Annotated in this window: 16 protein-coding genes; 4 read left to right on the forward strand and 12 right to left on the reverse strand. The window is 71.1% G+C overall.

Going from position 1 to position 22,152, the window contains the following annotated elements; all coding sequences use genetic code 11:
* Nucleotides 1–339 precede the first annotated feature (339 nt).
* The gene (locus tag ACQEU1_RS01755; protein ID WP_433195447.1) at nt 340–3,108 is read left to right on the forward strand and encodes a LuxR C-terminal-related transcriptional regulator; all 2,769 of its coding nucleotides are present in this window, start codon (nt 340–342) and stop codon (nt 3,106–3,108) included.
* Here the strand turns inward: ACQEU1_RS01755 and ACQEU1_RS01760 are convergent.
* The 3 genes from ACQEU1_RS01760 to ACQEU1_RS01770 are packed head-to-tail and all read right to left on the reverse strand — an operon-like array spanning nt 3,105 to nt 7,377.
* Complete coding sequence (locus ACQEU1_RS01760; RefSeq protein WP_433195449.1) at nt 3,105–4,280, reverse strand: cytochrome P450; 1,176 nt, start codon at nt 4,278–4,280, stop codon at nt 3,105–3,107. The genes ACQEU1_RS01755 and ACQEU1_RS01760 overlap by 4 nt on opposite strands.
* The gene (locus ACQEU1_RS01765) at nt 4,277–5,875 is read right to left on the reverse strand and encodes an FAD-dependent monooxygenase (protein WP_433195451.1); all 1,599 of its coding nucleotides are present in this window, start codon (nt 5,873–5,875) and stop codon (nt 4,277–4,279) included. Before ACQEU1_RS01765 ends, ACQEU1_RS01760 begins: the two co-directional genes overlap by 4 nt.
* Nucleotides 5,872–7,377 (reverse strand): flavin monoamine oxidase family protein, encoded by a 1,506-nt coding sequence (locus ACQEU1_RS01770; RefSeq protein ID WP_433195453.1) that lies wholly within the window; start codon nt 7,375–7,377, stop codon nt 5,872–5,874. The genes ACQEU1_RS01765 and ACQEU1_RS01770 overlap by 4 nt, the downstream gene beginning before the upstream one ends.
* A 193-nt stretch (nt 7,378–7,570) precedes the next feature.
* Here ACQEU1_RS01770 and ACQEU1_RS01775 point away from each other — a divergent pair, with 193 nt between their 5' ends.
* Nucleotides 7,571–8,359, forward strand: coding sequence for an alpha/beta hydrolase (locus ACQEU1_RS01775; RefSeq protein WP_433195455.1), 789 nt, complete (start codon nt 7,571–7,573; stop codon nt 8,357–8,359).
* Between the two features lie 65 nt (nt 8,360–8,424).
* Here ACQEU1_RS01775 and ACQEU1_RS01780 read toward each other — a convergent pair whose 3' ends face one another.
* The 7 genes from ACQEU1_RS01780 to ACQEU1_RS01810 are packed head-to-tail and all read right to left on the reverse strand — an operon-like array spanning nt 8,425 to nt 17,708.
* The gene (locus tag ACQEU1_RS01780) at nt 8,425–8,904 is read right to left on the reverse strand and encodes a flavin reductase family protein (RefSeq protein WP_433195457.1); all 480 of its coding nucleotides are present in this window, start codon (nt 8,902–8,904) and stop codon (nt 8,425–8,427) included.
* Complete coding sequence (locus tag ACQEU1_RS01785) at nt 8,904–10,142, reverse strand: cation:proton antiporter (RefSeq protein WP_433195459.1); 1,239 nt, start codon at nt 10,140–10,142, stop codon at nt 8,904–8,906. Before ACQEU1_RS01785 ends, ACQEU1_RS01780 begins: the two co-directional genes overlap by 1 nt.
* Nucleotides 10,143–10,147: 5 nt before the next feature.
* Nucleotides 10,148–11,695 carry a tryptophan halogenase family protein gene (locus ACQEU1_RS01790; protein ID WP_433195461.1) on the reverse strand — a complete coding sequence of 516 codons (1,548 nt, stop codon included), beginning with the start codon at nt 11,693–11,695 and terminating at the stop codon, nt 10,148–10,150.
* 25 nt (nt 11,696–11,720) lie between these two features.
* Nucleotides 11,721–12,731, reverse strand: coding sequence for a methyltransferase (locus ACQEU1_RS01795; protein ID WP_433195463.1), 1,011 nt, complete (start codon nt 12,729–12,731; stop codon nt 11,721–11,723).
* Nucleotides 12,728–13,969, reverse strand: a complete 1,242-nt coding sequence (locus ACQEU1_RS01800; RefSeq protein WP_433195465.1) for an FAD-dependent oxidoreductase — start codon at nt 13,967–13,969, stop codon at nt 12,728–12,730. Before ACQEU1_RS01800 ends, ACQEU1_RS01795 begins: the two co-directional genes overlap by 4 nt.
* Nucleotides 13,969–17,016, reverse strand: coding sequence for a ferritin-like domain-containing protein (locus ACQEU1_RS01805; protein WP_433195467.1), 3,048 nt, complete (start codon nt 17,014–17,016; stop codon nt 13,969–13,971). Before ACQEU1_RS01805 ends, ACQEU1_RS01800 begins: the two co-directional genes overlap by 1 nt.
* The gene (locus ACQEU1_RS01810; protein ID WP_433195469.1) at nt 17,013–17,708 is read right to left on the reverse strand and encodes a class I SAM-dependent methyltransferase; all 696 of its coding nucleotides are present in this window, start codon (nt 17,706–17,708) and stop codon (nt 17,013–17,015) included. The genes ACQEU1_RS01805 and ACQEU1_RS01810 overlap by 4 nt, the downstream gene beginning before the upstream one ends.
* A gap of 203 nt (nt 17,709–17,911) precedes the next feature.
* Between ACQEU1_RS01810 and ACQEU1_RS01815 the strand changes: the two genes are divergently transcribed.
* Nucleotides 17,912–19,513, forward strand: coding sequence for an FAD-dependent monooxygenase (locus ACQEU1_RS01815; RefSeq protein ID WP_433195471.1), 1,602 nt, complete (start codon nt 17,912–17,914; stop codon nt 19,511–19,513).
* Nucleotides 19,514–19,620: 107 nt separating this feature from the next.
* Nucleotides 19,621–20,313 carry an SAM-dependent methyltransferase gene (locus tag ACQEU1_RS01820; protein WP_433195473.1) on the forward strand — a complete coding sequence of 231 codons (693 nt, stop codon included), beginning with the start codon at nt 19,621–19,623 and terminating at the stop codon, nt 20,311–20,313.
* A 52-nt stretch (nt 20,314–20,365) separates the two neighbouring features.
* On the opposite strand, the gene ACQEU1_RS01825 is transcribed toward ACQEU1_RS01820, so the two are convergent.
* Both ACQEU1_RS01825 and ACQEU1_RS01830 read right to left on the reverse strand, forming a co-directional pair.
* Nucleotides 20,366–21,019, reverse strand: a complete 654-nt coding sequence (locus ACQEU1_RS01825; protein ID WP_433195475.1) for a response regulator — start codon at nt 21,017–21,019, stop codon at nt 20,366–20,368.
* Entirely contained in the window at nt 21,016–22,125 is a 1,110-nt protein-coding gene (locus ACQEU1_RS01830; RefSeq protein WP_433195477.1) for a sensor histidine kinase, read from the reverse strand. The genes ACQEU1_RS01825 and ACQEU1_RS01830 overlap by 4 nt, the downstream gene beginning before the upstream one ends.
* Between the last annotated feature and the right edge of the window lie 27 nt (nt 22,126–22,152).

A 22,152-nucleotide genomic window follows, 5' to 3' on the forward strand; every position in this document is an offset into this window, starting at 1 on the left:
CGGTCGTATCCGGGCATCGTCCGAACATCAGATCGAGTTGATCCGCGTGGGTGGAGATTTGGGGTTCTTCCTAAAGATGACTGGACTGGTGTCATCTCGTTGACACCGTTCTGGCGGCTCCGCCATCATGGGAAACGCCTAGAAGATCAATGTGAGAGGTTGTTCCACGATCTGGCCAGGTGAGGGCGCCGGCCAATTGAGATAAATGGGGCCGATCCCGCAATCGCATTGTGTTCGGGCGCCGTGAGCTCGGGGAGTCGGCGACGTTTTCGCGACTTTCGCGACAACGATGACAGGTGGCGTTGCCCAGGCCGGACAACACGCATTGGAGAGTTTGGCGTGTCCCAAGGGAATCTGGAAAAGGGCTTCGATCCCTCACTCGCACCCAGCGTCGCGGTCCTCGCTCGGCCGCACGGCCGGGAGGCCGAACTGCGGGCGGTCGAGGACCTGGTCGCGGCGATCGAGGCCGGCGGACAGGCACACGTCGTCGTGGTGCAGTCCGAACCGGGTTCCGGGAAGACCTGGGTGCTCGAACGGGCGGCGGCGCTGGCCGCGCGGCGGGGGTTCGCCGTGGTGGACGGCACGTCGCCGGGACGGCCGGTGTCGCTGGTCGGCGGCCGGGCGCTGCGAGGCGAGGACGACCGCATCGCCCTGCTGGCGGCCGGGTGCGAGGCGCAGGTCGCAGGCCACCTGCGCAGCGAGCCCGTGGTGGTGGTCGTGGACGACGTGCAGCGGCTGGAGCCCGCGCTGGTGCACGCCCTGGGCATCGTCATGGCCAAGTTCGGGAACGCGCCGGTGCTGTGGTTGTTCGCGCTGGACTCGGTGCACGCGGAGTCGCCGAACGGGCAGCTCCTGCACTCGGTGGTCCGGCAGCTGCGGGTGAAGAGGCTCGGGCCGCTGGAGCCGTTGTCCGGGGCCGCGGTGGTGAGCCTGGTCGAGGGGCTGACCAAGGCCACGCCGGAGCCGGACGTAATCGCGTTGTGCGAGAGCGTCGGTGGCGAGCCGCAGTCCGTGGTGGACCTCGTGCTGGCGTTGCGGCAGGAGCAGTGCCTGACCGCGGAGAGCGGCGTTCTCTCGCTGGTGGACGGGGCTGCGGTGGGTGGGTTGTCGGCGGTCGAGGCCGAGCCCGGCGCGCGGCTGCCCGAGGCGTTCGTGCGGGCGGTGCGGGCACGGCTGGGGCGGTTGTCGTTGCGGTCGCGGGAGGTGCTGCAGGTCGCGGCGGTGCTGGGCGACAGGTTCCCGCCGCAGGACCTGGCCGAGATGCTGGGCGAGCGGACCTCGCAGCTGCTCGGGCCGTTGCAGGAGGCCATCAGGGCCGGGGTGATCGACAGCGACGGCGACGAGTTCGCGTTCCACCGCGAGCCGGTGTGGCTGGTGGTGCTCGGCACGGTGCCCGCGTTGCTGCGCTCGATGCTGCACCAGCAGGCGGCGACGATGCTGGTCGAGCGGAACCGCGTCGAGGCCGCCGCCGTGCACCTGGTGCACTGCGCGAAACCCGGTGACGAGGCCGCGGTGCGGATCATCAGGGACGCCGTGGCGGGGTTGCTGCCGACGGCGCCGCGGACGGCGGCGGCGCTGGCGACGCGCGGGCTGGAGATCGCCGCCGGTGAGGACCGGGTCGTGCTCGCGACCAGCGCGGTCGCCGCGCTGGTGCGGCTGGGGGATCTGAGCGCCGCGATCGAGCTCGCGACCGAGCAGCTCCGCACGGACGCGGACGAGGCGTCGGGCGAGCTGCGGAACTGGCTCGCGACGGCGTTGATGCTGCGCGGCGACGAGGCGGCGGCGAAGGACGTGGTCGCGGGGCGGGACGAGCCGTGGCCGGACCTGTTGCTGCTCAACACGTTCTCCGGCGAGGAACGGCACGAGGTCGTCGCCGTGGCGGAACGGGTGCTCGCGGAACCCGGTGCGCACGGTGACGCCGTCCGGGCGGCCGCGCTCACGGTGCGGGCGCGGGTGCGCTGGCGGGAGGGCGAGCTGGACGAGGCGTTGGCGGCCACCGACGAGGCCATCGCGTTGCGGCCGGGGCTGCCCGAGATCAGCCAGGCGGACCCGTTGTGGATGCGGGCGTGGATGCTCACGAGGGTGCGCCGGCTGGACGAGGCGCTGGCCGCGACCGAGCAGGCGAGGCGCACGATCGACGACCAGAACATGGGTGTGCTCAGCGCGCTCCCGCTGGCGTTGCGGGCGGAGGTGCTGCTGGTCAAGGGAGATCTGGCCGCGGCGGAGGCCGAGGCGACGGCGGGCCTGCTGGCGTCCGAACGCGCGGGCACGCCCGTCTACGAACCGCAGCTGCGCGCCGTGCTGGTGATGGCGGCGCTGCGGCGGGGTGATCTGGCGGCCGCGGCCCGGCACCTGCGCTGTCTGGAGAGCCGGGTGCCCGGTGGCCCGCCGTTGTTGTTGCGCTGCCTGCTCTCGGCGTTGCTCACGTCGGCCGGGCGGGGCGCGCGGGAGGCGTTGGAGGAGCTGCGCGAGGCGATCGAGGACCCCGCCGCGCGCCGGCGGCTGGTGCTGGAGGACCCGTCGTGCACGTCCTGGGCGGTGCGCACGGCGTTGAGCGCGGGGGAGGTCGACCACGCCAAGCTGATCGTCGTCACCGCCGAGGAGCTCGCAGGGGCGAACCCTGGGCACCGCGCGTTCGTCGCGGCGGCCCGGCACGGCAGGGCGTTGCTGGAGCAGGACGTCGCGGCGCTCGAAGGCCTGGAGGACCTGTACGGCGACGACGTGTGGGCGGTGGCGTCGCTGGTCGAGGACCTGGGTTCGATGCTGCGCGACGGCGACCGCGACCGCGCGGTGCCGGCGCTCAACCGGGCGATGGAGCGCTACGACGAGTTCGGGGCGGCGTGGGACGCGGCACGGGTGCGCCGCAAGCTCCGCCGGCTCGGTGTGCGGCGCAGGCACTGGAACCACGAGACCCGCCCCGACTCCGGCTGGGGCAGCCTCACCACCGCGGAGGCGAAGGTCGCCGCACTCGTCGCGCACGGCCTGACCAACCGGCAGGTGGCCACCGAGCTGTTCGTCTCCCCGCACACCGTCGGGTTCCACCTGCGGCAGGTCTACCGCAAGCTCGACATCCGTTCGCGGGTCGACCTGGCCCGCATCGCTCCCTAGCCCCTGGTCACCACCACGCTGTGCGGCCCGTGGAACACGATGTCGTGCGGGAACTTCACGCTGTCCACTGTGTACTCACCGAGTGCTTGGAGGAGCAGGCCGAGCCCGATCTCCAGCTCGGCGCGGGCCAGCGTGGCGCCGAGGCAGTAGTGGATGCCGAGCCCGAAGCCGGTGTTGCGGCCGCCCGCGCGGCGCAGGTCGAGCGTGTCGGGTGCGGCGAACCGGGCGGGGTCCCGGTTCGCCGCACCGAGCATGACCATCACCCTGGTGCCGGCGGGAACCTCGACGCCGGCGACCACGGCGTCCTGGTGCGCCCACCGTCCGACGGCCTGCACGGGCGGGTCGAACCTGACCAGTTCCTCGACGGCGGCCGGGGTGACGCCGTCCCGCAGCTCCGCGCGTGCCTCCGGCCGGGAGGCCAGTGCCAGCACCGACTTGCTCAGCACGTTGGTGGTCGTCTCGTGCCCGGCGGTCATCAGGTGCACGCAGGTGCCGACGATCTCGTCCGACGACAACGGCTCGCCGCGCGTCTGGGCGGACACCATCAACGACACCAGGTCGCCGTCGGGCTCGGATCGCCGCCGCTGCACCAGGGCCAGGAAGTAGTCGCGGAGCTCGTGGGCGGCCCGGTCGGCGATGGCGTGTGCGTCGGGGTTCGCCGCGGCACGGACGCTGCTCGCCTCCTGCAGGTCGACCGCGCGGTCCCGCAGCCAGCCGGAGTCCTCGCGCGGCACGCCGAGCAGCTCGGAGATGACCAGGATCGGCAGCGGCGCGGAGAACTTCTCCACCAGGTCGAACGTGATCGGCAGGTCGGTCAGCAGGGTCTGCGCGATCTCGGCGATCCGCGGCCGCAGGTCCGTCACGACGGACGGCGAGAACTCCCTGTTCAGCACCGACCGCAGCTCGGTGTGCCGCGGCGGGTCGAGGAACACCAGCCAGTTCTCCACGAGCGTGCGCAACGCCGACGTGACCGACACCGGACTGCCGCCACCGGACGGCGAGCGGCGGCCGAACGCGGCACTGGTCAGCGTCTCGACGGCGGCGTCGTGGCCGAACACGTAGCAGGTGCCGTCCGCGAACTGCACCGGTCCGGCGGCGAGGTGGCGGGCGAACACCGGGAACGGGTCGCGCAGGTCCTCGTCCGACCAGCCCTTGAGCGAGAACGGCTTCATCGCGCACCACCGCGCACGGTGTCGGCGATCGTCCCCGCGTCGGCAGGAAGTTCGGTGCCTCGCCACGCCACGTGCCCGTCCGGCCGCACCAGGACGAACGGCCGTTCGTAGGCCTCGGCGATGTCCGGAGAGAGCCGCTCCGCGCGGAACGGGATCCCGCGCGTGCCGAAGGCGTCCGCGAACGCGCCGAGGTGCGGCGAGTCCTCGAAGTGCACCAGCACGAACCCGTCGCCGAACAGGTCCAAAGTGGACACGCCGTCCTTGACCCACGCGTGCGGGGCGCGGGAGCCAGGCCGGGTGTTCGGCCGCCGGTCCTCCAGGTTCTCGGCGGTCGGGTCGTCGACGATCAGCGGAGACCCGGCGTAGGTGAAGCCGAGGTGGATCTCCGGCGCGTCGAACTCCTTGGCGACCCCGCCGCGCCGCAACCCTTCGCTGATCTTCTCCCGCATCGCCGCACCCTGGGGCGTGTCGTCGTTGAGGAACGGCGGCACCTCGCGGCGCATCGCCCGCTCCAGGTTGCGGTTCGCCTCTTCCAGGCCTTCGAACGCGACGGGCTGCCGTTCGGTCGTGTAGCTGTCGAGCAACCCGGGACCTGCCCACCCGCGCAGGTCGGCGGCGAGCTTCCAGCCGAGGTCGGCGGCACCGCAGATGCCGGTGTTCATGCCGAACCCGCCGGACGGAGACAGCGTGTGCGCCGAGTCGCCGACCAGGAAGACCCGGCCGGAGCGGAAGTTCTCGGCGACCCGGTGCACGAGGTACCACTCGTTGTCGGACACCACCTCCACCGGCGTCTCGAACGCGATCGCCCTGCGCACCAGCGTTTCGGCGTCCTGCAACGACTCAGGTGATCCCTGCAGCCCGACCGTCATCCGGTACAGCCCTGAACCGTCCAGCGCGCGCACCGGGAACCGCAGTGCCGACGAGATCATCAGGTAGAAGAAGTTCGCGATCCTGTCCCCGAGCTGAGCCCTCAACTCGGGCGCGCGGAACAGGACGTTGCGGAACACCAACGTGTCGTGCACCGCAGGCGCGGCGATGCCCGAAAGCTTGCGGATAGGCGAGCTCGCGCCGTCGCAGGCGATCAGGTACCGCGCGTGCACCTCGGTGCCGTCGCTCAGCACCGCCGAGACTCCGGCCGAGTCCTGCGTGAACGACTCCAGCCGCGTGCTCATCCGCACCGGCCCGTCCGGGTGCACGCCGACCGCCTTGCGCAGCAACGGACCGAGCCAGTGCTGCGGGCAGATCGCGTCCGGTTCCGGGGTGTGCCGGAAGTCCGGTCGGGTGCCCATCGTGTGGCGGGGCAGCCGGAACAGCTCGTGCCCGCCGATCCGGGTCGTCCAGACGCAGTCCAGAGGGTGATCTTCCGGCCAGCCGGAGTGCCGGATGGCGTCGGCGATGCCCCAGCGGCGGAAGAACTCCATGGAGCGCGGCCCGATGCTGGACACCTTGGGGTGCCCGACCGTGCCGTCACCGGCCTCGACCAGCACGAAGTCCACGCCGCGCGAGCGCAGTTCCAGCGCGGTGGCCATGCCGGTCGGTCCGCCGCCGACGATGACGACCTCGGTGTCGAGCACCTGTTCCTCCCGTGGGTTCATGCCGCGCCACCCCGCATGCGCCGGTAGCCGGACGCCACGACCGGGCGGTCGGCGGAGGTGGCGGAGTGGATCTCCTGGGCGGCGCTGAGACCGGACTCGATCGCGCCCTCGATCCACGCCGGATAGGACGAGCAGTGCTCGCCGGCGAAGAACAACGTGCCCTGCGGCTTGGCCGCCAGCGCCCGTTCCTCCTCGGACGTCGCGATGTCCTTGCTCCACCGCACGGACGCGGCGCCCATGCTGGAGAAGTCCTCGCCCCAGGCCTGCGTGACGACGCCGAGCACCATGCCGGGCCGTTTCAGCTCGGGGTGGATGCGGCTGAGCTCGTCGAGCACCACGCGTTCCCGCTTCTCCGGCGGGAACTGCGTCAGCGCGTCCGAGTCGGGGCCGATCGTGTAGCTCGCCATCAGCGCCGCGCCGAGCCGGGGATCGCTCTCGACCGGCGGGTAGTAGGTCTGCCGCACCAGGCCGCCGGTGAACGAGCCTCCGCCGCTGATGCCGTCCGACTCCCAGAACGGCTCCCGGCAGTGCACCGCCATCTTGGTGGCGGGCCAGTACTGCATGTCGTGCACGGTCGCGAGCTTGTCGTCGGCCAGCCCGCTCAGGTTCATCCGCCGCACCACCGAGAACGGCACGGTGCACAGCACGTAGTCGCAGTGGCTCGCCACGACGTCCAGGCCGCGCCGCGTCTCCACCACCACGCCGTCCTGGCGCACGTGCAGCCCGACGACCTGACGGCCGCGGTGCACCGGCCCGCGCAGGCTTTCGGCCAGCCGCACGGTGATCTGGTCCATGCCGCCTTCGAGCCGGAACAACGCCGACGACGTCTCGACGGTGATGTCGTCGAAGAAGTGCGCGAGCCGGCTGCGGGCGGCGAACTTCGGGTTGCCCGCGAAGAACCTGTTGACGTCAAGGCGTTCGACCCCGCCGGTGCTCACGAAGTACGGCCGCACGTCGATGCCGTCGAGCAGGTCCAGCAGCTCCAGGTTCAGGTCGCTGTGCAGGTTCGTCCGGAACGCGCCGGGTGCCACCGCGTTCACGCTCGCGGTCAGCCACGTCGCCGCGAGCACGGACTCCTCGCGGTACTCGCCGGGCGGCAGGCCGCGGCGGAACTCCTCGACCAGCACCGAGGTCGCCTCGCGCACCCGCAGGTGCCCGGCGTGGGTCTCCAGGAAGCTGGCGTCGTCGGAGAACAGCGTGCGGAACTGCCGCACCCGGTCGCTCAGCCCGAGCAGGTCGATCCACTGCATGGTCCGGTGGTGCGAGGCGGGAATCCGCATGGCGCCGACCTCGGCGAGCGGGCCCCTGGGGACGAACGAGTGGGTGCGCACCCGGCCGCCGACCTCGAGCCGCGCCTCCAGCACCTGCACGCTGTGGCCGAGGCGTTCCAGCTCGTGCGCCGCGACCAGGCCCGCCACGCCCGCGCCGAGCACGGTGACGCGCTTCGGCCGTTGCGGCCAGTGTTGTCCGCCGGACAAGACGTTCGTGTGCACCGGACTCATGGGCAGAATCGTCTCGCCGCGCCGGACCGCCCCACATCACGCGGGTGGCCCGCCGGGCACGCGGTTCGGCGTGCCCAACCCGCTCACCGGAGCAGTCCATACCGCGCGACACAACGGTTTCTCTCGCGCGCGGGGGTGCGCGGGTCCGTCCACGCACGACACTGACGCGAAACTTCTCGTGAGGAGGCCTGTCATGACAGCGGCCACTGCCGTCCAGCGAACGACCTCGGTGCGGGGGCACGACGGCCTGAGGCTGGCCGCGACCGAGGTCCTGCCCGCGGGCGAGCTCCGCGGCACCGCCCTGCTGCTGCACGGCGAGGGCGCCGACCGCGACCAGGGAGGGTTCCACGTCCGCCTGGCCGCGGAACTGGCCGCTCTCGGCATCGCCAGCCTGCGCGTCGACCTGCCGGGGCACGGTGACAGCGAAGGCAGCCAGGCCGAACTGAGCCTGTCCGGCCTGCTCAACGTCATCAGCGCCGCGCTGACCCACCTGCGCGAGACCGCGGCCCCCGGTCCCGCCTCGCTGCTCGCGACCGGGCTCACCGGCGGCGTCGCGGCCGGCTACGCGGCCCGGCGGGGCGAGGAGGTGGCGAAGGTCGTGCTGTTCAACCCTCTGATCGACTACCAGGACCACTTCGCCGACGCGAACCCGGCCTGGTCAGACGGTTTCCTCGGCGCCGAGGCCGGTCGTGCGCTGCTCGCGGACGGGCACCTGCGCGTCTCGGACACCTTCGTGGTCGGGCGGGCGATGCTGAACGAGGTGTTCTGGCTGCAGCCGCGCGGAGTGCTGCCGGTGATCACCGCGCCGACGCTGGTCGTGCACCGCGCGGGCCCTCCCGGTGCGCCGGTGGAGTCGTCGCGCAGTGCGGTGGAGGCGCTGACGTGCCCGAAAAGCCTGGTGGAGATCGGGCCGCCGGTGGAGGCGCACTGGCAGGCGCCGGCGATCAGGGTGACGACGGAGTGGCTGCTCGCCGAGCACTGACGCAGCTACCGTGACGAAGAAGAAGGCCCCCACCGAATCCAGGTGGGGGCCTTCTTCTTCGTGCCTCAAGCGATTCGGGGCCACGACGCGTATTGGCGCAGCCCGTAGAGCAGCGGCTGCGCGGCCGAGCGGTGCACGACCCGGTGGACCCTGCCGAACACCACCACGTGCGTGCCGGTGCGGTGCATGTGGTCGACCTCGCAGTCCGCCGCCGCGTGCGCGTCGTCCACCAGGTGCGGCCCACCGACCGACTCCGGCTTCTCCCACGCGACCTGCCCGAATCGTTCGGGGTCGCCGGAGGAGAACAGCTCCGCCGCCGGGCGCGCCTCGTGGTGCAGCAGGTTCACCGTGAACGCGCCGGTGCGCATCAACGCGTCCAGCGTGGGGCTCTGGTCCCGCAGGCACACCAGCAACGTCGGCGGGTCCACCGACACGCTCGACAGCGACGACACCGTCATCCCCCACGGCCGCGTGTCCTGGTCGAACGCCGTCACCACGGCCACGCCGGTCGGGAAGGCCGCCATCAATCCCCGGAACTGGTCCATCACACCGAGACCTCCTCCCGTGCCACCCCGGCGCGCCGGGTGATCACGTCCAGCAGCGGGCCGGTGAGCGCGGTCGTCACGAGCGCCATCACCAGCAACGCCACGAACAACCCCGGCGTGAGCAGGCCGGCGGTGAAACCGATCTGCAGCACCACGATCTCGGTCAGCCCGCGGGTGTTCACCAGCACGCCGACCCGCAGCGAGGTGACCTCGTCCTCACCACCCCAGCGCGCCCCGGCGTACCCGCCGCCGATCTTGCCGAGCACACCGAGCACGAGCGCCAGCACCACGCCGATCCACGGGAACGCCGACGCGCCGCTGGTGGACAGCGTCGCGCCGGCCACCACGAAGAACACCGGCACGAACGCCCTGCCCACCCGGCTGACCAGCGCGACGACCCGCGCCCACGCGTCATCGCGCGGCACCATCACGCCGACCAGGAACGCCCCGAAGATCGCGGTGAGCCCGAGCGAGTGCACCGCCGTGCCCGCGCCGAGTGCCACCACGGCGAGGACCAGAGCGGTCGTGCGCGGCCGTCCGGACGCGCACCCGCTGACGACCGCGGAACCGAGCGCCCGATGACCGAGCCACGCGATCACCGCACCGGCGCCGATCGTCGCGAACGCCAGCCACACGCCGCCGAGGCCGCCCGCCGTGAGTCCTAACGCGACGGTAAGCAACAGCCACGCGGGCGTGTCGATCAGCACCGACGCCATCATCGACAGCCCGGAGGCGCGGCCAAGGTCGGACCGCTCCTCCAGGATCCGCGCGAGCACCGGCACCGCCGTGACGGACATGGCGACCGCGAGCATCAGCACCAGTGCGACCGGTGGAGCCGTGCCCCGGACTTCGTCCGGCGCGAACCACAACACCCACGCGGCGAAGGCGAGTCCGGTCAGGACGGGGAGCACGAAGGCGCCGGCGGTGATCCGGCCGAGCGCTTTGCCGCGCCACCCGCCCGTGCCGCCGTGGTCGAGGTGGTGCACCACGCCGATGAGGAAGAGCACCAGCCCCGCCTCGCCGATCTGCTTGAGCACCCCGGTCAGGTCCGCGGGCAGCAGAGCGGTGAACACGCCCTTGCCGAACGCGGCCAGCAGCACCGGTCCGAGCAGGATGCTCAACGCGATCTCACCCACGACCGCAGGCAGCCGCGACGCCCGCGCGACCGCTCGGCCGAGCGCCGCGACAGCGAAGAACGCGGCCAGCAGCGCGACGAGGTGGAGTCCGTTCAGCACCACCGAGATCACCTCGCCCGGTGCAGCTGGGCGAAGTACTCGTACTGCGTGGGCAACGTCCTGGCGAGCTCGGCGGCCTGCTCGCCTACGAGCTTGAACTCGTGCCGCGCCGACGCGGTGTCCATCAGCCCCAGCGCGGGCGACGACTTGAGGTCGAGACCGCCGAGGCCGAGCAGCATGCACACGTAGGAGTAGGCCTCGAACCCGTGGTAGTGCGGGAAGACCGACTCGGCGTCGGGCAGCCGGGTCTGCCAGCGCTCCAGCCGCTCGGCCAGACCGTCCGGCAGCGGCCGGGTCTTGGTGTCCTGCCAGTACCGGTTGTCCTGGCGCTTGGCGGCGTAGTAGTGCACGACGAGGAACTCGCGCACGCCGTCCATCACGTTGTTGACGAGCTTGTTGTACGACTTGCGCAGCCCGTCGTCCCAGCGCTCGTCCGGGAAGTGCTTCACCAGCTGCTCGATGGCGTGCTGGATGAAGAAGATGCCGGTCGACTCCAGCGGCTCGACGAACCCGCTGGACAGGCCGACGGCCACGCAGTTGTTCACCCAGTGCCGCTCACTGCGGCCGATGCGCATCTTGATGTGGTTGGCGTCGGCGTGCTCGGCGGCGGGACCGACGAACGCGCGCAGCGTGCGTTCGGCCTCCTCCGGCGAGATGTAGTCGCCGGCGTAGACGTAGCCGGTGCCGATGCGGTCGAACAGCGGGATCGTCCAGATCCAGCCCGCGTCCTGCGCGGTCGCCGTCGTGCACGGCCGCAGGCCGCGGTTCTCCATGTCCTGCGGCACCCGCAACGCGACCGCGCTGTCGTTGGGCAGACTGTCCTGGTAGGACTGGAACGGCTCGCCCAGCGCCTTGCCCAGCAGCAGGCTGCGGAATCCGGTGCAGTCGATGAACAGGTCGCCGGTGAGGTTCCCGCTGTCCTTGGTCACGACGTGGCTGATCCAGCCGCGGTCGTCCAGCGTCACGTCCTGAACGTCGTCGAGGACGTGCTTCACCCCGCGCGCCACCGCGTAGTCGCGCAGGTAGTTCGCGACCAGCGTGGCGTCGAAGTGGTAGGCGTACGGGAACTGCGTGGTCTGCTCGGACAGCGTCGTGCGGTACGTGCTGCGCTGGCCCAGGCCGCCCTCGAACAGCTCGCCGTTCATCTGGCGCGGCGACTTCAGGTCGTCGCACAGCGTGCCGACGAGGAAGCAGTCCTTGTCGAACCGGTCGGACTTCGGGTCGCGCAGCCACCAGTCCGTGAGCGGGAAGCCGTCGACGACCCGCTGGCGTTCGAACGGGTGGTAGAAGTGGTGCCCCGGCTCACGCCAGTTCTCGAACCGGATGGCGAGCTTGTAGGTGGCGTTGCAGGCGGGCATCCACTCCTTCTCCTCGAGGCCGAGGTACTCGAAGAAGTGCCGGACCGTGCTGAACGTCGCCTCGCCGACGCCGATCGCGCCGACGCGCTTCGACTCCACCAGCGTGACGTCGATCCGGTCCCCGAACGCGGCCGTCAGGTAGGACGCGGTCATCCAGCCGGCCGTGCCGCCGCCGACCACCACTACGTTCTTCAGCATCTTCGGTCATACCTCCGGTTCGTGGTTACGCGGCAACGGCGTGGATCAGGCTCTGCGGCGACGAGGTCGGCGTGACCGCGTCGAGGCGCAGGCCGGCGGCGCGGAACAGGGCGGCGTACTGGTCGAGGTCGCGCTCCCGGCCCGCGTTGACGGCGAGCATCCCCAGGTCGAGCAGGGGAGCGAAGCCCGGTTCCCCCAACGGCCCCAGCGGCATCTCGACGACGACCACCCGCCCGCCGGGCCGCAACGCCTTGCGGCAGTTCGTGAGGATCTCCACGCACGACTTGTCGTCCCAGTTGTGCAGCACGGCCTTGAGCAGGAACAGGTCGCCCTCGGGCACCGAGTCGAAGAACGAGCCGCCGGTGAACGTGCAGCGGTCGGCGAGCCCGGCCTTCTCCGCCTCGGCCACCGCGGTCGCCTCGACGGTCGGCAGGTCGAATACCACGCCTCGGAGCGAGGGGTTGGCCTTAAGCAACGAGTGCAGTAGCGCGCCGTTCGCGCCACCGACGTCCACCGCCGTGGTGAGCCCTGAGGTGTCGAGCAACGAGCCGATCTCGCGCGACAGGCCGTCGGTCAGCTCGGTCATGGAGTTCGAGAACCGCTCCCACTCCTGCGGCTGTGACTGGAAGTACGTCCAGATGTCGCTGCCCAGCGCGGCCTTCGTCTGCGGCTCACCGGCGCGCACGGCGTCCGGGAACCTGCCCCAGGACAGCCAGTGGCCGGGTGAGCCGTGCACGATCGCGATGTCGCGGAACGACCCCGGCACGCCCTCGCGCAGGGTCTCCAGCAACGGCGTGCTGACGAACCGGCCGTTGTCGTAGGCCACGAGCCCCTGCGACGCGCAGGCGCGCAACAGCCGCAGCATCGTGTCGCTCTCGACGCCCGCGAGCGCGGCGATCTCGTCGAGCGTCAGCGCCGACTCGGCGAGGTGGTCGGCGATCTTGAGGTCGGCGACGGCGTGCACGACCTGCGTGACCCAGTATCCCGTGATCATCTGCATCATCCGTGCCTGCGGCGGCATTCCCGGTGCGGTCATCGGACGGTTCCCTCCGGCGCTCTCTCCTGGGTGCGAACGTGTTCCGGCCGGAAGCCGAGCCCGATGACGCGGCTCATCAGCCACTGGGCGACGCCGAGCTTCTCGAAGATCTTCGGCGCGGGCGGCTGGCCGGAGCCGTCGAGCGCCTCGTCGATGCCGAACTTCTGCGTCGCCCGCTGCAGGCCCTGCGACAACGCGACCGCGCGTTTGCGGCGCCGGCGGACGCGGGCCAGCAACGAGTCGTCGAAGATCCGGCCCTCCTGAGCGCGCAGCAGCGCGTCGGTGAGCAGGTTCGAGGTGGCGACGGCGTCCTGCACGGCGAGGTTCACGCCGAAGCCGGCGACCGGGGACATGGCGTGCGCGGCGTCGCCGATGAACAGCAGACCGGGCTCGTGCCACCGCTCCAGCCGGTCGATCCTGGCCTCCAGCGGACTCAGCTGGTCCAAAGAGGACACATCGTGCGCGCGGTCGGCGAGGAACGGCACGAGCTCGGCCAGGTCGGCGCGGAACTTGTCGAGCCCCTCCCGGCGCACCTTGTCCATGCCGCCGGTCGACGTCTCGTACGACATCTGCCAGTAGGTGCGGCGGTCGGTCGCGCCGAAGATCTTGCCGTTGCCGATCCGCACGCAGATGCCCTCGTCCGGGTCGTCGTCCCGGCGCGAGATCGTGAAGAAGATCACGTCGAGCGACCGCCCGATCAGCGTCGGCACGAACCCCGCGTCCTGCCGGATCACCGAGTGCCGTCCGTCGGCCGCGACCACGAGAGTCGAGCGGATCTGCCGTTCGCCCTCGGGCCCGCGCACGCGCAGACCGGCGACCCGGCCGTCCTCGTCCCGCACGACGCCGAGCGCCTCGGTGTTCATCAGCAACCGGAACCCCGGGTACTTCTTGGCCTCCGCCGTGACGAGGTCGAGGAAGTCCCACTGCGGCACGAACGCCATGTACGGGTAGCGGACCTTCAACCGCCGGAAGTCGGCGATGTCGATCCGCTTGCCGTCCTGCACGACGCCGATCGTGCTGACCTTCTGGTGCGGCAGCGCGTGGAACTTCTCGATCAGCCCGAGCTCGTCGAGGATCTGCAACGTCGCCGGGTGCACGGTGTCGCCGCGGAAGTCGCGGTGGAAGTCGGCGTGCTTCTCCAGCACCACGACGTCCACCCCGGACCGCGCCAGCAGCAGCCCCAGCACGGCACCGGCCGGACCGCCGCCCGCGATGCACACTGTCGTCTTCTCGGTCATCACAGGTCTTTCAGGTCCATGGTGCGCAACGAGTCCCCGATGAAGGCGAGCAGGTCGCCGACGGTCGGGGTGAGGCCGAAGCCGACGCACTTGCGGGCGAGGTCCGCCACCTCGTCGAACTCGCGCGCCATCCACTCGACCGCGACGTCGGGCCGGGAGATGTACTCGGGCGTCGAGTCGAGCTCGAACGACGGGCCCGCGGTGCGGCCGGGCCGTCCGGACGGCAGCGTCACGATCAGCTCGCCCAGCGGCCGCAGCACACCGGTCATGATGTCCAGCGACCAGTTCATCAACCTGCTGCGGCGCAACGACTTGTCCGGGCTGTAGCCGAAGTGTTGCACCATCAGCTGCATCGCCATGAAGTACGACCGGTTGAACGCCTTCATGGCGATCCGCGCCGGTTCGTGCGTCACGTGGTCCATCGCCGGGTTGCCCGGCTTCAGCGTGGGGTTGCGCATCACCGGGTAGGCCGGGTTCCACGGGATCCTGCGGTCGTTGGGGCCCTTCGCCCGTTCCGCGATCAGCATCTCCGAGATCCGCAGGAACGTGTCGAAGTGCGACTCCTCCTCCGGCAGCGTCGAGGGGATCTGCCCGCCCTCGCCGTGCTCGGTGACGAAGTCGATCGCGAACACCGCGCTTGCCACGTCGTCGACTTCCAGCTGGTAGTCGGGGTGCACGGCGTTGACGGACTCGCGCATGAACAGGTGGTGGGCGCCACCACCGCGGCCCTTCTTCACCAGGAACACGCCCGGCACGGCCTGCACGCCCTCGCGGATCGCCGCGTACAGCTCGCTCAGCGACCCGTACTGGTACGGCTCGCCGTCCGCGCGCAGGACCGTGGAGTCGTTGCCCGCGATGTCCTCGATCAGGTCGTGCGGCTGCTCCAGCGCCACGAACCGTTGCACGCTCGCGAGGTTCAGCGCCTCCAGCGAGAACTCCAGCGGCACGCAGATGGCGCTGTTGAACGTGCCGAAGTCGAGCTTGGGCAGGTGGAACGGCCTGCCCATGGCCATCAGGATGTTGTTGATCGCGAGGAAGTGCATCATCTCCTCGCGGGCGACCGACATCAGGCTGCCGCGGATGCCGTTGCTCCACGTCTCGGTGCCCTCGCCGGACACCGTGAGCAGCTGTTCCGCGGTCCACTCGCCGCGTTCGACCAGCTTCTTGCCGGCGCCGTGGGTCGGCACGCTGTAGGCCGCGTAGAGGTACTGGACCATGGTGGCCAGCTCGATCGCCGCCGCCTGGTAGAGCGCGTGCAGCAGCTGGTCCTTGGTGGTGATCGTGCCGAGTTTGCGTTGCTGCGGCACGAAAGTCGGCGGGGTCTGCCGTTGGGCGTCGTCGGCGAGCAGGTAGCGCAGCATCATCCGGATCTGCGGCGCGCTCATGTCCCGCGTTGGCGGCATGTAGAACGTCTTGCCCTTGTGCTCGGGCGCCGACACGTGCCAGATCAGCCGGGCGTAGGGCTCGACCTTGAACTCGTCGGCGAGGCTCAGCACCTCCGACCGCATGAACGAGTACTGCAGCTCGTAGTAGGCGAGCGCCTCGCGGTAGAGCGTGCGGAACGTGATGTCCTCGTCCGGCAGGTCGTCGAGGTGCCAGTGGTCCGGCAGCACCCGCACCGCGACCGACCCGACCGCCGACCAGTAGCCCTGGGCATCGTCGTTGTCGTAGCGCTCGGCGGCCGTGGCACCGATGGGTTCCGGGGTGTTCTCGGGACGCAGGACGACCCGCGTCGCGCCTCCCCGCACGCCTTTCAACGTGATGGTGCCGCGGCCGTGCTCGTCGGTGGAGAGCACCTGCGAGGCCTGGTACTCGGCCTGTCCGGTGGGCAGGAACGCCACGAGCTGCGCGGTGTCGCGGTCTTCGGCCAACGGCAGCGCGGCGGGGTTCACGTGCTGCCGGACGTGGATCCGGTCGACCCGCGCGGGCACCCCGCGCAGGTAGGAGCGGACGGGGATCTCGACGGCGTGGTCCTCGCCGGTCCGCGTGTTCTCGTGCTCCAGGAACAACGCGGCCTCGTCGGACTCGACGACGACCTCTTCCTCGCGCGACAGCACGGTCCCGTCGGGTGCGGTGATCACCAGCGCCTCGGCAAGATCACCGGACGCGCCGTCCACCCGCGCCGCCACGACGACACCGGACGTGCGGGAGTCCGAAGTGGACGGAATGGTCGCGAGCAGCGTGCCGGACGCCGTGCGCACCTCCAGATCGGTGTCCGGGCGCGCGGTGACGAGGTTCGCGGTCACGTGCTCGTCGGTGACGTGCACGGAGACGTTGGGCAGCGCGGACCTCGTGGTGCGCGGGGTGAGCAGCCGCCCGGCCGGGTAGCTGCGCAGCTCGGACCGGTACCAGGCGCCGATCGACCCGCGCAGCTGCCAGATGTCCGGCTGGCCCTCGCCGGTGTGCTTCTGGTCGGTGAGCCCGAACTGCACGACCAGGCCGTCCGCCTCGGTCTCGACGACCTCGCGCAACCGGGTGAGCACGGGGGAGTCCGCGACGCCGTCGAGCCAGTGCAGCCCCTCGGCCTTGTCGACGGCGAACTGGTGCAGCACGGTGTGGAACTGGTTCCAGCGCGGCGGGCACAGCCCGTTCACGTCGCCGGTCACCAGGTACGGCACGTCGTGCGAGCGGCCCGCCCTGCCCAGCGCGAGCTGGCCGACCATCAACGTCGTGGTCCAGTTCGAGGCGGGGTCGACGTCGAACACGCGCGACCGGTTGGCCGTGCCGGCGGTGTAGTCGCAGAAGTGGCCCCAGAAGTCGAGACTCCGCCCGACGACGAGGTCCTCGGTGGCGACGGCACCGGGCGCGAGCTCGGTGGACACGACCTTCGCGTCGACCCAGAAGTGGCCGTTGCCCTCGAAGTTGTGGCCCTTCGAGTCCGCGAGGAAGTCGTAGTACTCCTGCACGGGACGGTCGGTGTCGAACACGCCCCCGTCGTCGATGGCCTGGTTGGTCTCCAGGTCGAGCCAGCCCGCGCGCGGGCCGGTGGGCAGGCGGGTGATCGCGGCGCCCGCGAAGTGCAGGCGGGGGAGGTGGAAGACGCTCATGCGTTCTCCCAGACGGCCGCGCTCATCGTGGGGATGAGGTCCCTGGTGATCCGCACGCCGGGCAGCGCCTTCTCGTACTGGAGCTGGAACTCTCGATCGGTGAGCGGCATCGCGGCGGCGCTCATCTCGAGCCAGCGGGGGTGCAGCATCATCCGCACCGAGTCGCACGCGGCCTCGACGTCGCCGGAGACGTCGTAGATGATCTTGCCGGTCTGGAACGCGTAGGCGCTCTGCTCGGCGGGGGCGGCCGCGTCGTCGGGCTGCGTCACGTCGACGATCACCAGCCGGCCGCCGGGCGCCACGAGCGAGCGCAGCACGGGCAGCACCTCGTCGGCGGGTCCCATGTGGAACACCGCGTTCACCGACATCACCAGGTCGAAGAGCCCGTCGCGGTCCGGCGACATCGTGGCGGCGTCGCGGCACTCGTAGCGCACCGGCACGCGGGTGGGTTTCGCGGCCGCGATGTCGAGCATCTTCTGCGACACGTCGACGCCGACCACCTCGTCGTACCGGTCGGCGAGCATGCCGCAGTTGTTGCCGCCGCCGCAGCCCACGTCCAGCGCGCGGGACCCGGCGGGCAGCTGCTCGACGAGCCACGACCGCACCGGGCTCGTGGCGGCGTCGCGGATGACCGTGAAGCGCTCGTACAGCTCGGCCAGGTCGTCGAAAAACGCTTCCGGTGCGGTGCTCATCGAGGTCCCTCGGCTTCCGGCAGTCCACCATGTGATCGCCTCCACCATCGGTGGTCCGGACGGCGCGGAGAAAGGACGGCACGGAGAACCTGCGCGCTCGCGCAGGGTGACCGGCCGATCACGCTCCAGAACGGGCGATGTGGAGCATCACCGCACGTCGCGATACTGCGAACGCAGACTCGCCGACGTGAATGAGGAAGCCGATGCGCGACGAACGCGACTGTGACGTCCTGGTGGTGGGCGCCGGCCCGACCGGCCTGTGCACCGCGCTGATGCTCACCCAGCACGGCGTGCGGGTGCGGGTCGTCGACGCCAAGCCCGGCCCCGTCGAACAGGCCCGTGCCGCGATCGTGCACGCCCGCACGCTGGAGCTCTTCGACCGGCTCGGCGTCGCGGAGGCGGCCGTCGCCCGCGGCCTGCCGATCACCGACGTCGCCATCCACGAGGCAGGCCGGCACGTGGGCGACATGCCGCTCGCGGGCGAGGGCACGAGCGACCGCACGCGGTTCCCCTACGCACTCGCGCTGGAGCAGTTCGAGACCGAGCGCGTGCTGGTGGAGGCGTTGAAGGAGCACCACGTCGAGGTCGAGTGGAACACCCCCGTGGCCGACCTGACGGACACAGGTGACCTTGTGAGCGTGACCACGGCGGACGGTGCGTCGATCACCGCACGATGGCTGGTCGGCGCGGACGGGGCGAGCAGTGTCGTGCGCGGGTTCGTCGGGCAGTCGTTCGACGGCGAGACCTACGACCAGGCGGGCATGCTCGCCGACGTCACCCTCGACGTCGACCTCGGTGTGCGCGGCATGCGGCTCAACCTCACCCGCGGCGGGTTCGTCGGCATCCTGCCGCTCGCATCCGGCCGGTGCCGGCTCTTCGGTGTGGTGCCGCGGGAGCTGGAGCAGGCGCCGTCGCAGAAGAACCCATCGCACGAGGCCTACGCGCCGCTCGCCCCCGCAGACCTCCAGCAGTGGTTCGACGACTACTTCAAGGTGGACGCCCGGCTCAAGGAGATCGTCTGGGCGTCGATGTTCCGCTTCCACAGCCGGATCGCGTCGAAGTTCCGCGTGGGCAACGTCTTCCTCGCGGGCGACGCCGCGCACATCCACAACCCGGCGGGCGGCCAGGGCCTCAACCTCGGCGTCGGCGACGCGGTCAACCTCGCGTGGAAGCTCGCGCAGGTGATCAACGGCGAGGCGCCCGAGTGGCTGCTCGACACCTACGAGTCGGAACGCCGCCCGATCGCCCGCACCGTGCTCAAGCGCACCGACCTCGGCTTCAAGCTGGAGACCGGCAACAGCGCCGTGGCGGTGTGGATGCGCACGCACGTGGCGACCCGCGTGGTCGGCGTGGTGTCCCGGCTCGCGCCGATCCGCCGGATGTTCTTCCACATGTTCTCGCAGCTGTGGATCAGGTACCCCAGGTCGGCCGCCGTCGGCCGGGGCACCGGTGCGCTGCGGCCGGGGGACCGGGCGCCGTACGCGGAGATCAGGCCGACCCGCGACGGCGCGAGCAGCGTCCTGGACCTGACCCACGGCACCGGCTACCACGTGCTGCTGTTCGGAGCCCAGGCGCTCGACACCGACCGGCTGGCCGCGAGCCTGGACGACCGCTACGCCGTCGCGATCACCACCCACGTGATCCCGCCGGAAGAAGAGGCCGCCTACCGCGCGTACCAGGCGAACGGCCCGTTGCTCGTGCTGGTCCGCCCGGACGGCCACGTCGCGGCGGTCGCGGAACCGGAGTCGGCGAGCGTCACCGACTTCCTGGACACCGTGCTGACCCGCGTGAAGACGACCGCCTGAGCCCACCCAGCGTTGTCGGCACGCGGACCCGCATTCCATACCGCACAACCCAGTGGGTTCGTTTCCGAGCGGTGTTCGCCCACGTGTTGGTTCACCACTATGAACCCATGACACAGACCGGTCAGACCGACGAGTCCCGCGGCTTCGAAGATCCGGAGTACTGGAACTTCATGTACGACGAGGGCACCGCGCCGTGGCTCATCGGCGGGCCACAGCCCGCGATCGTCGCCCTGGAGGCCGCCGGCCTGATCCGCGGCCGGGTCCTCGAACCCGGCTGCGGCTCCGGTGAGCACACCACCCTGTTCACCAAGCTCGGCTACGAGGCCCTGGGCGTCGACCTCTCGCCGAGCGCGATCGCCTACGCCCGCCGCACCGCCGTCGAACGAGGCGTGCCCGCCGCCCGCTTCGAGGTGGCCAACATGCTGCACCCCGAGCGGCACCCGTTCCTGGCAGGCGGCTTCGACACCGTCGTCGACGTGGCCCTGTTCCACGGCTTCGGCGCGTACGGCGACTCCAACGCCGCCAGGGACTACGCCGCCGTGCTGCACGCGCTGACCAACCCCGGCGCCCTCGTGCACATCCTCGCCCACTCGGACGCGGCTCCCGGCCTGAGCTCCAGCATCGGCGCCGACGTGATCCCCAAGGCGTTCATCGAGGGCTGGGAGGTCGAGAGCGTCGAACCCGCGCACTACCAGGGTTTCATCACCGAGCAGATCTCCGAGGTGGCCGTGCAGCGGGGCCTGCCCGCGCACGGCGAGGTGCAGCTCGCGGCGTGGCTCGGCCGGGTCCGCCGCCTCTGAGGGGTTCTCGCCGAGGCGGCGACGCCGCCTCGGCGTTCTCCGCCGGCGTGACTCAGCGGTTCGGCAGAACGAGGCCGCAGTCGTAGGCGAACACGATGGCGGCGGCGCGGTCGCGGGCACCGAGCTTCGCGAACAACGATCCGACGTGGGTCTTCACCGTGGTCTCGGCGAGGCTGAGGTGCTCGGCGATCTCGCGGTTGGACAGGCCGCGCGCGATCAGCCGCAGCACGTCGCGCTCGCGTTCGGTGACGGTCGACGGCAGGTCGGGCGTGCGGGGCACGGCGCGGGCGATCCTGCGGTAGGTGGTGAGGATCGGGCGCAGCAGCCTGCCGTCGATCCACGCGCCGCCACCGGCGACCGTGCGCACCGCCTCGACGAGGTTCTCCGCCGTGGCGGACTTGAGCTCGAAACCCGCCGCCCCCGCCTCGACCGCGGACCACAGCACGTCCTCGTCGTCGAACGTGGTCAGCACGCACACCGGCGGGCCGTTCGCGGCACGCAGGTGCCGGGTGGCCTCGACGCCGTCGATCCCCGGCATGCGGACGTCCATGCACACGACGTCCGGCGCGCACTCGGCGACGACGCGCACGATTTCCGTGCCGTCGTCGCGTTCGCCGACGACCTGGATGTCGGGCTGGCTGCGCAGCACGAGCGAGAGCCCGGCGCGGATCATCGGCTGGTCGTCGACCAGCAGCACCCTGATCACGCCCGCACCTCCACCAGCCGGCGCGGGAACGACGCCAGGACGGTCCAGTCGCCGCGGTCGGGCGACGCCGTGAACGTCCCGTCGATCGCGCACACGCGGTGTTCGAGGCCGGTCAGTCCCATGCCCGTTCGTCCGCCGGGAACGCCCGGCGCGTGCGGGCTGGTGATCCTGACCGCGATGGCGTCGTCGTCGAGTCCGATGTTGACCGACGCCTCCGGCCGCAGCGCGTGCTTGGCCGCGTTGGTGAGCGCCTCGCGGACCACGTCGTGCAGGACGATCCGCGGCGCGGCCCCGATCTGGTCGACGCCGTCGGCGACGGTGAGGTCGATCCGCAGGCCCGCGTCCCGGTAGGTGGCGATCAGGCCCTCCAGGTCGCCGAGCCCGGACACGGTGGGCGCGGGATTGCCGCGGTGCATCAGCACCAGGGCCTGGCGCAGCTCGTCCATGCCCTCACGGCCGACGGTCTCCGCCTGCCGCAAGGCTTTCACCGCCTCGTCCGGGTTGGCGGCGAGGTTCATCCGCGCGCCCGCGAGGTGCAGCAGGACGACGCTGAAGCTGTGGCCGACCATGTCGTGCAGGTCGCGGGCGATCCGCTGGCGGTCGGCGAGCACGGCGGCGTCGGCGAGCTCGCTCCTGGTGCGTTCGAGCTCCGCGATCAGGGTCTGCTGCTCGCCCGCTAGCCGCCCGAGCACCCAGCCGAGCAGCAGGCCGCCCGACCACAGCCACGCGCCGATGCCGCGGTGCCAGCTGTTGGTGTCGAGCGCCCACACGACGAACGGGGAGAACAGGCACAACGTCAGCGCGACCGTGTCGGCGCGCCGGGTGCCGCCCGCCGCGACCACGACCATCCCGATGATCAGCACCATGGTCGAGGTGTGCGTGACGACCGCGATGTCGCCGATGAGCGTGGGGACGACGAGCCACGCCAGCAGCAGCCAGCCGGGCATGCTCCGCCACACGAGCCGCACGAGCAACGCGGGCAGCATCGCCAGCGCGAGGATCCAGCCCCACTCCTCGGTGTAGAAGAGGTTGAGGATGCCGAAAACGCTGCCGAGCAGCGCGGTCCTCGTGATGAACGCGTCGTGGCCGCGCGGCAGAAAGCGCATGACCACGGATAGTAGGGCGGTGCGGCG

This window comes from Lentzea sp. CA-135723 (genome assembly GCF_050936595.1).
GTDB lineage: Bacteria > Actinomycetota > Actinomycetes > Mycobacteriales > Pseudonocardiaceae > Lentzea.

Excerpts from the sequence above, each read along its gene's own strand:
- ACQEU1_RS01820 (WP_433195473.1), top strand. The coding sequence starts at position 19,621 with ATGACACAGACCGGTCAGACCGACGAGTCCCGCGGCTTCGAAGATCCG.
- ACQEU1_RS01830 (WP_433195477.1), bottom strand. The coding sequence starts at position 22,125 with ATGCGCTTTCTGCCGCGCGGCCACGACGCGTTCATCACGAGGACCGCG.
- ACQEU1_RS01765 (WP_433195451.1), bottom strand. The coding sequence starts at position 5,875 with ATGAACCCACGGGAGGAACAGGTGCTCGACACCGAGGTCGTCATCGTC.
- ACQEU1_RS01770 (WP_433195453.1), bottom strand. The coding sequence starts at position 7,377 with ATGAGTCCGGTGCACACGAACGTCTTGTCCGGCGGACAACACTGGCCG.
- ACQEU1_RS01790 (WP_433195461.1), bottom strand. The coding sequence starts at position 11,695 with ATGCTGAAGAACGTAGTGGTGGTCGGCGGCGGCACGGCCGGCTGGATG.
- ACQEU1_RS01775 (WP_433195455.1), top strand. The coding sequence starts at position 7,571 with ATGACAGCGGCCACTGCCGTCCAGCGAACGACCTCGGTGCGGGGGCAC.
- ACQEU1_RS01805 (WP_433195467.1), bottom strand. The coding sequence starts at position 17,016 with ATGAGCGTCTTCCACCTCCCCCGCCTGCACTTCGCGGGCGCCGCGATC.
- ACQEU1_RS01815 (WP_433195471.1), top strand. The coding sequence starts at position 17,912 with ATGCGCGACGAACGCGACTGTGACGTCCTGGTGGTGGGCGCCGGCCCG.
- ACQEU1_RS01810 (WP_433195469.1), bottom strand. The coding sequence starts at position 17,708 with ATGAGCACCGCACCGGAAGCGTTTTTCGACGACCTGGCCGAGCTGTAC.
- ACQEU1_RS01795 (WP_433195463.1), bottom strand. The coding sequence starts at position 12,731 with ATGACCGCACCGGGAATGCCGCCGCAGGCACGGATGATGCAGATGATC.
- ACQEU1_RS01800 (WP_433195465.1), bottom strand. The coding sequence starts at position 13,969 with ATGACCGAGAAGACGACAGTGTGCATCGCGGGCGGCGGTCCGGCCGGT.
- ACQEU1_RS01780 (WP_433195457.1), bottom strand. The coding sequence starts at position 8,904 with ATGGACCAGTTCCGGGGATTGATGGCGGCCTTCCCGACCGGCGTGGCC.
- ACQEU1_RS01760 (WP_433195449.1), bottom strand. The coding sequence starts at position 4,280 with ATGAAGCCGTTCTCGCTCAAGGGCTGGTCGGACGAGGACCTGCGCGAC.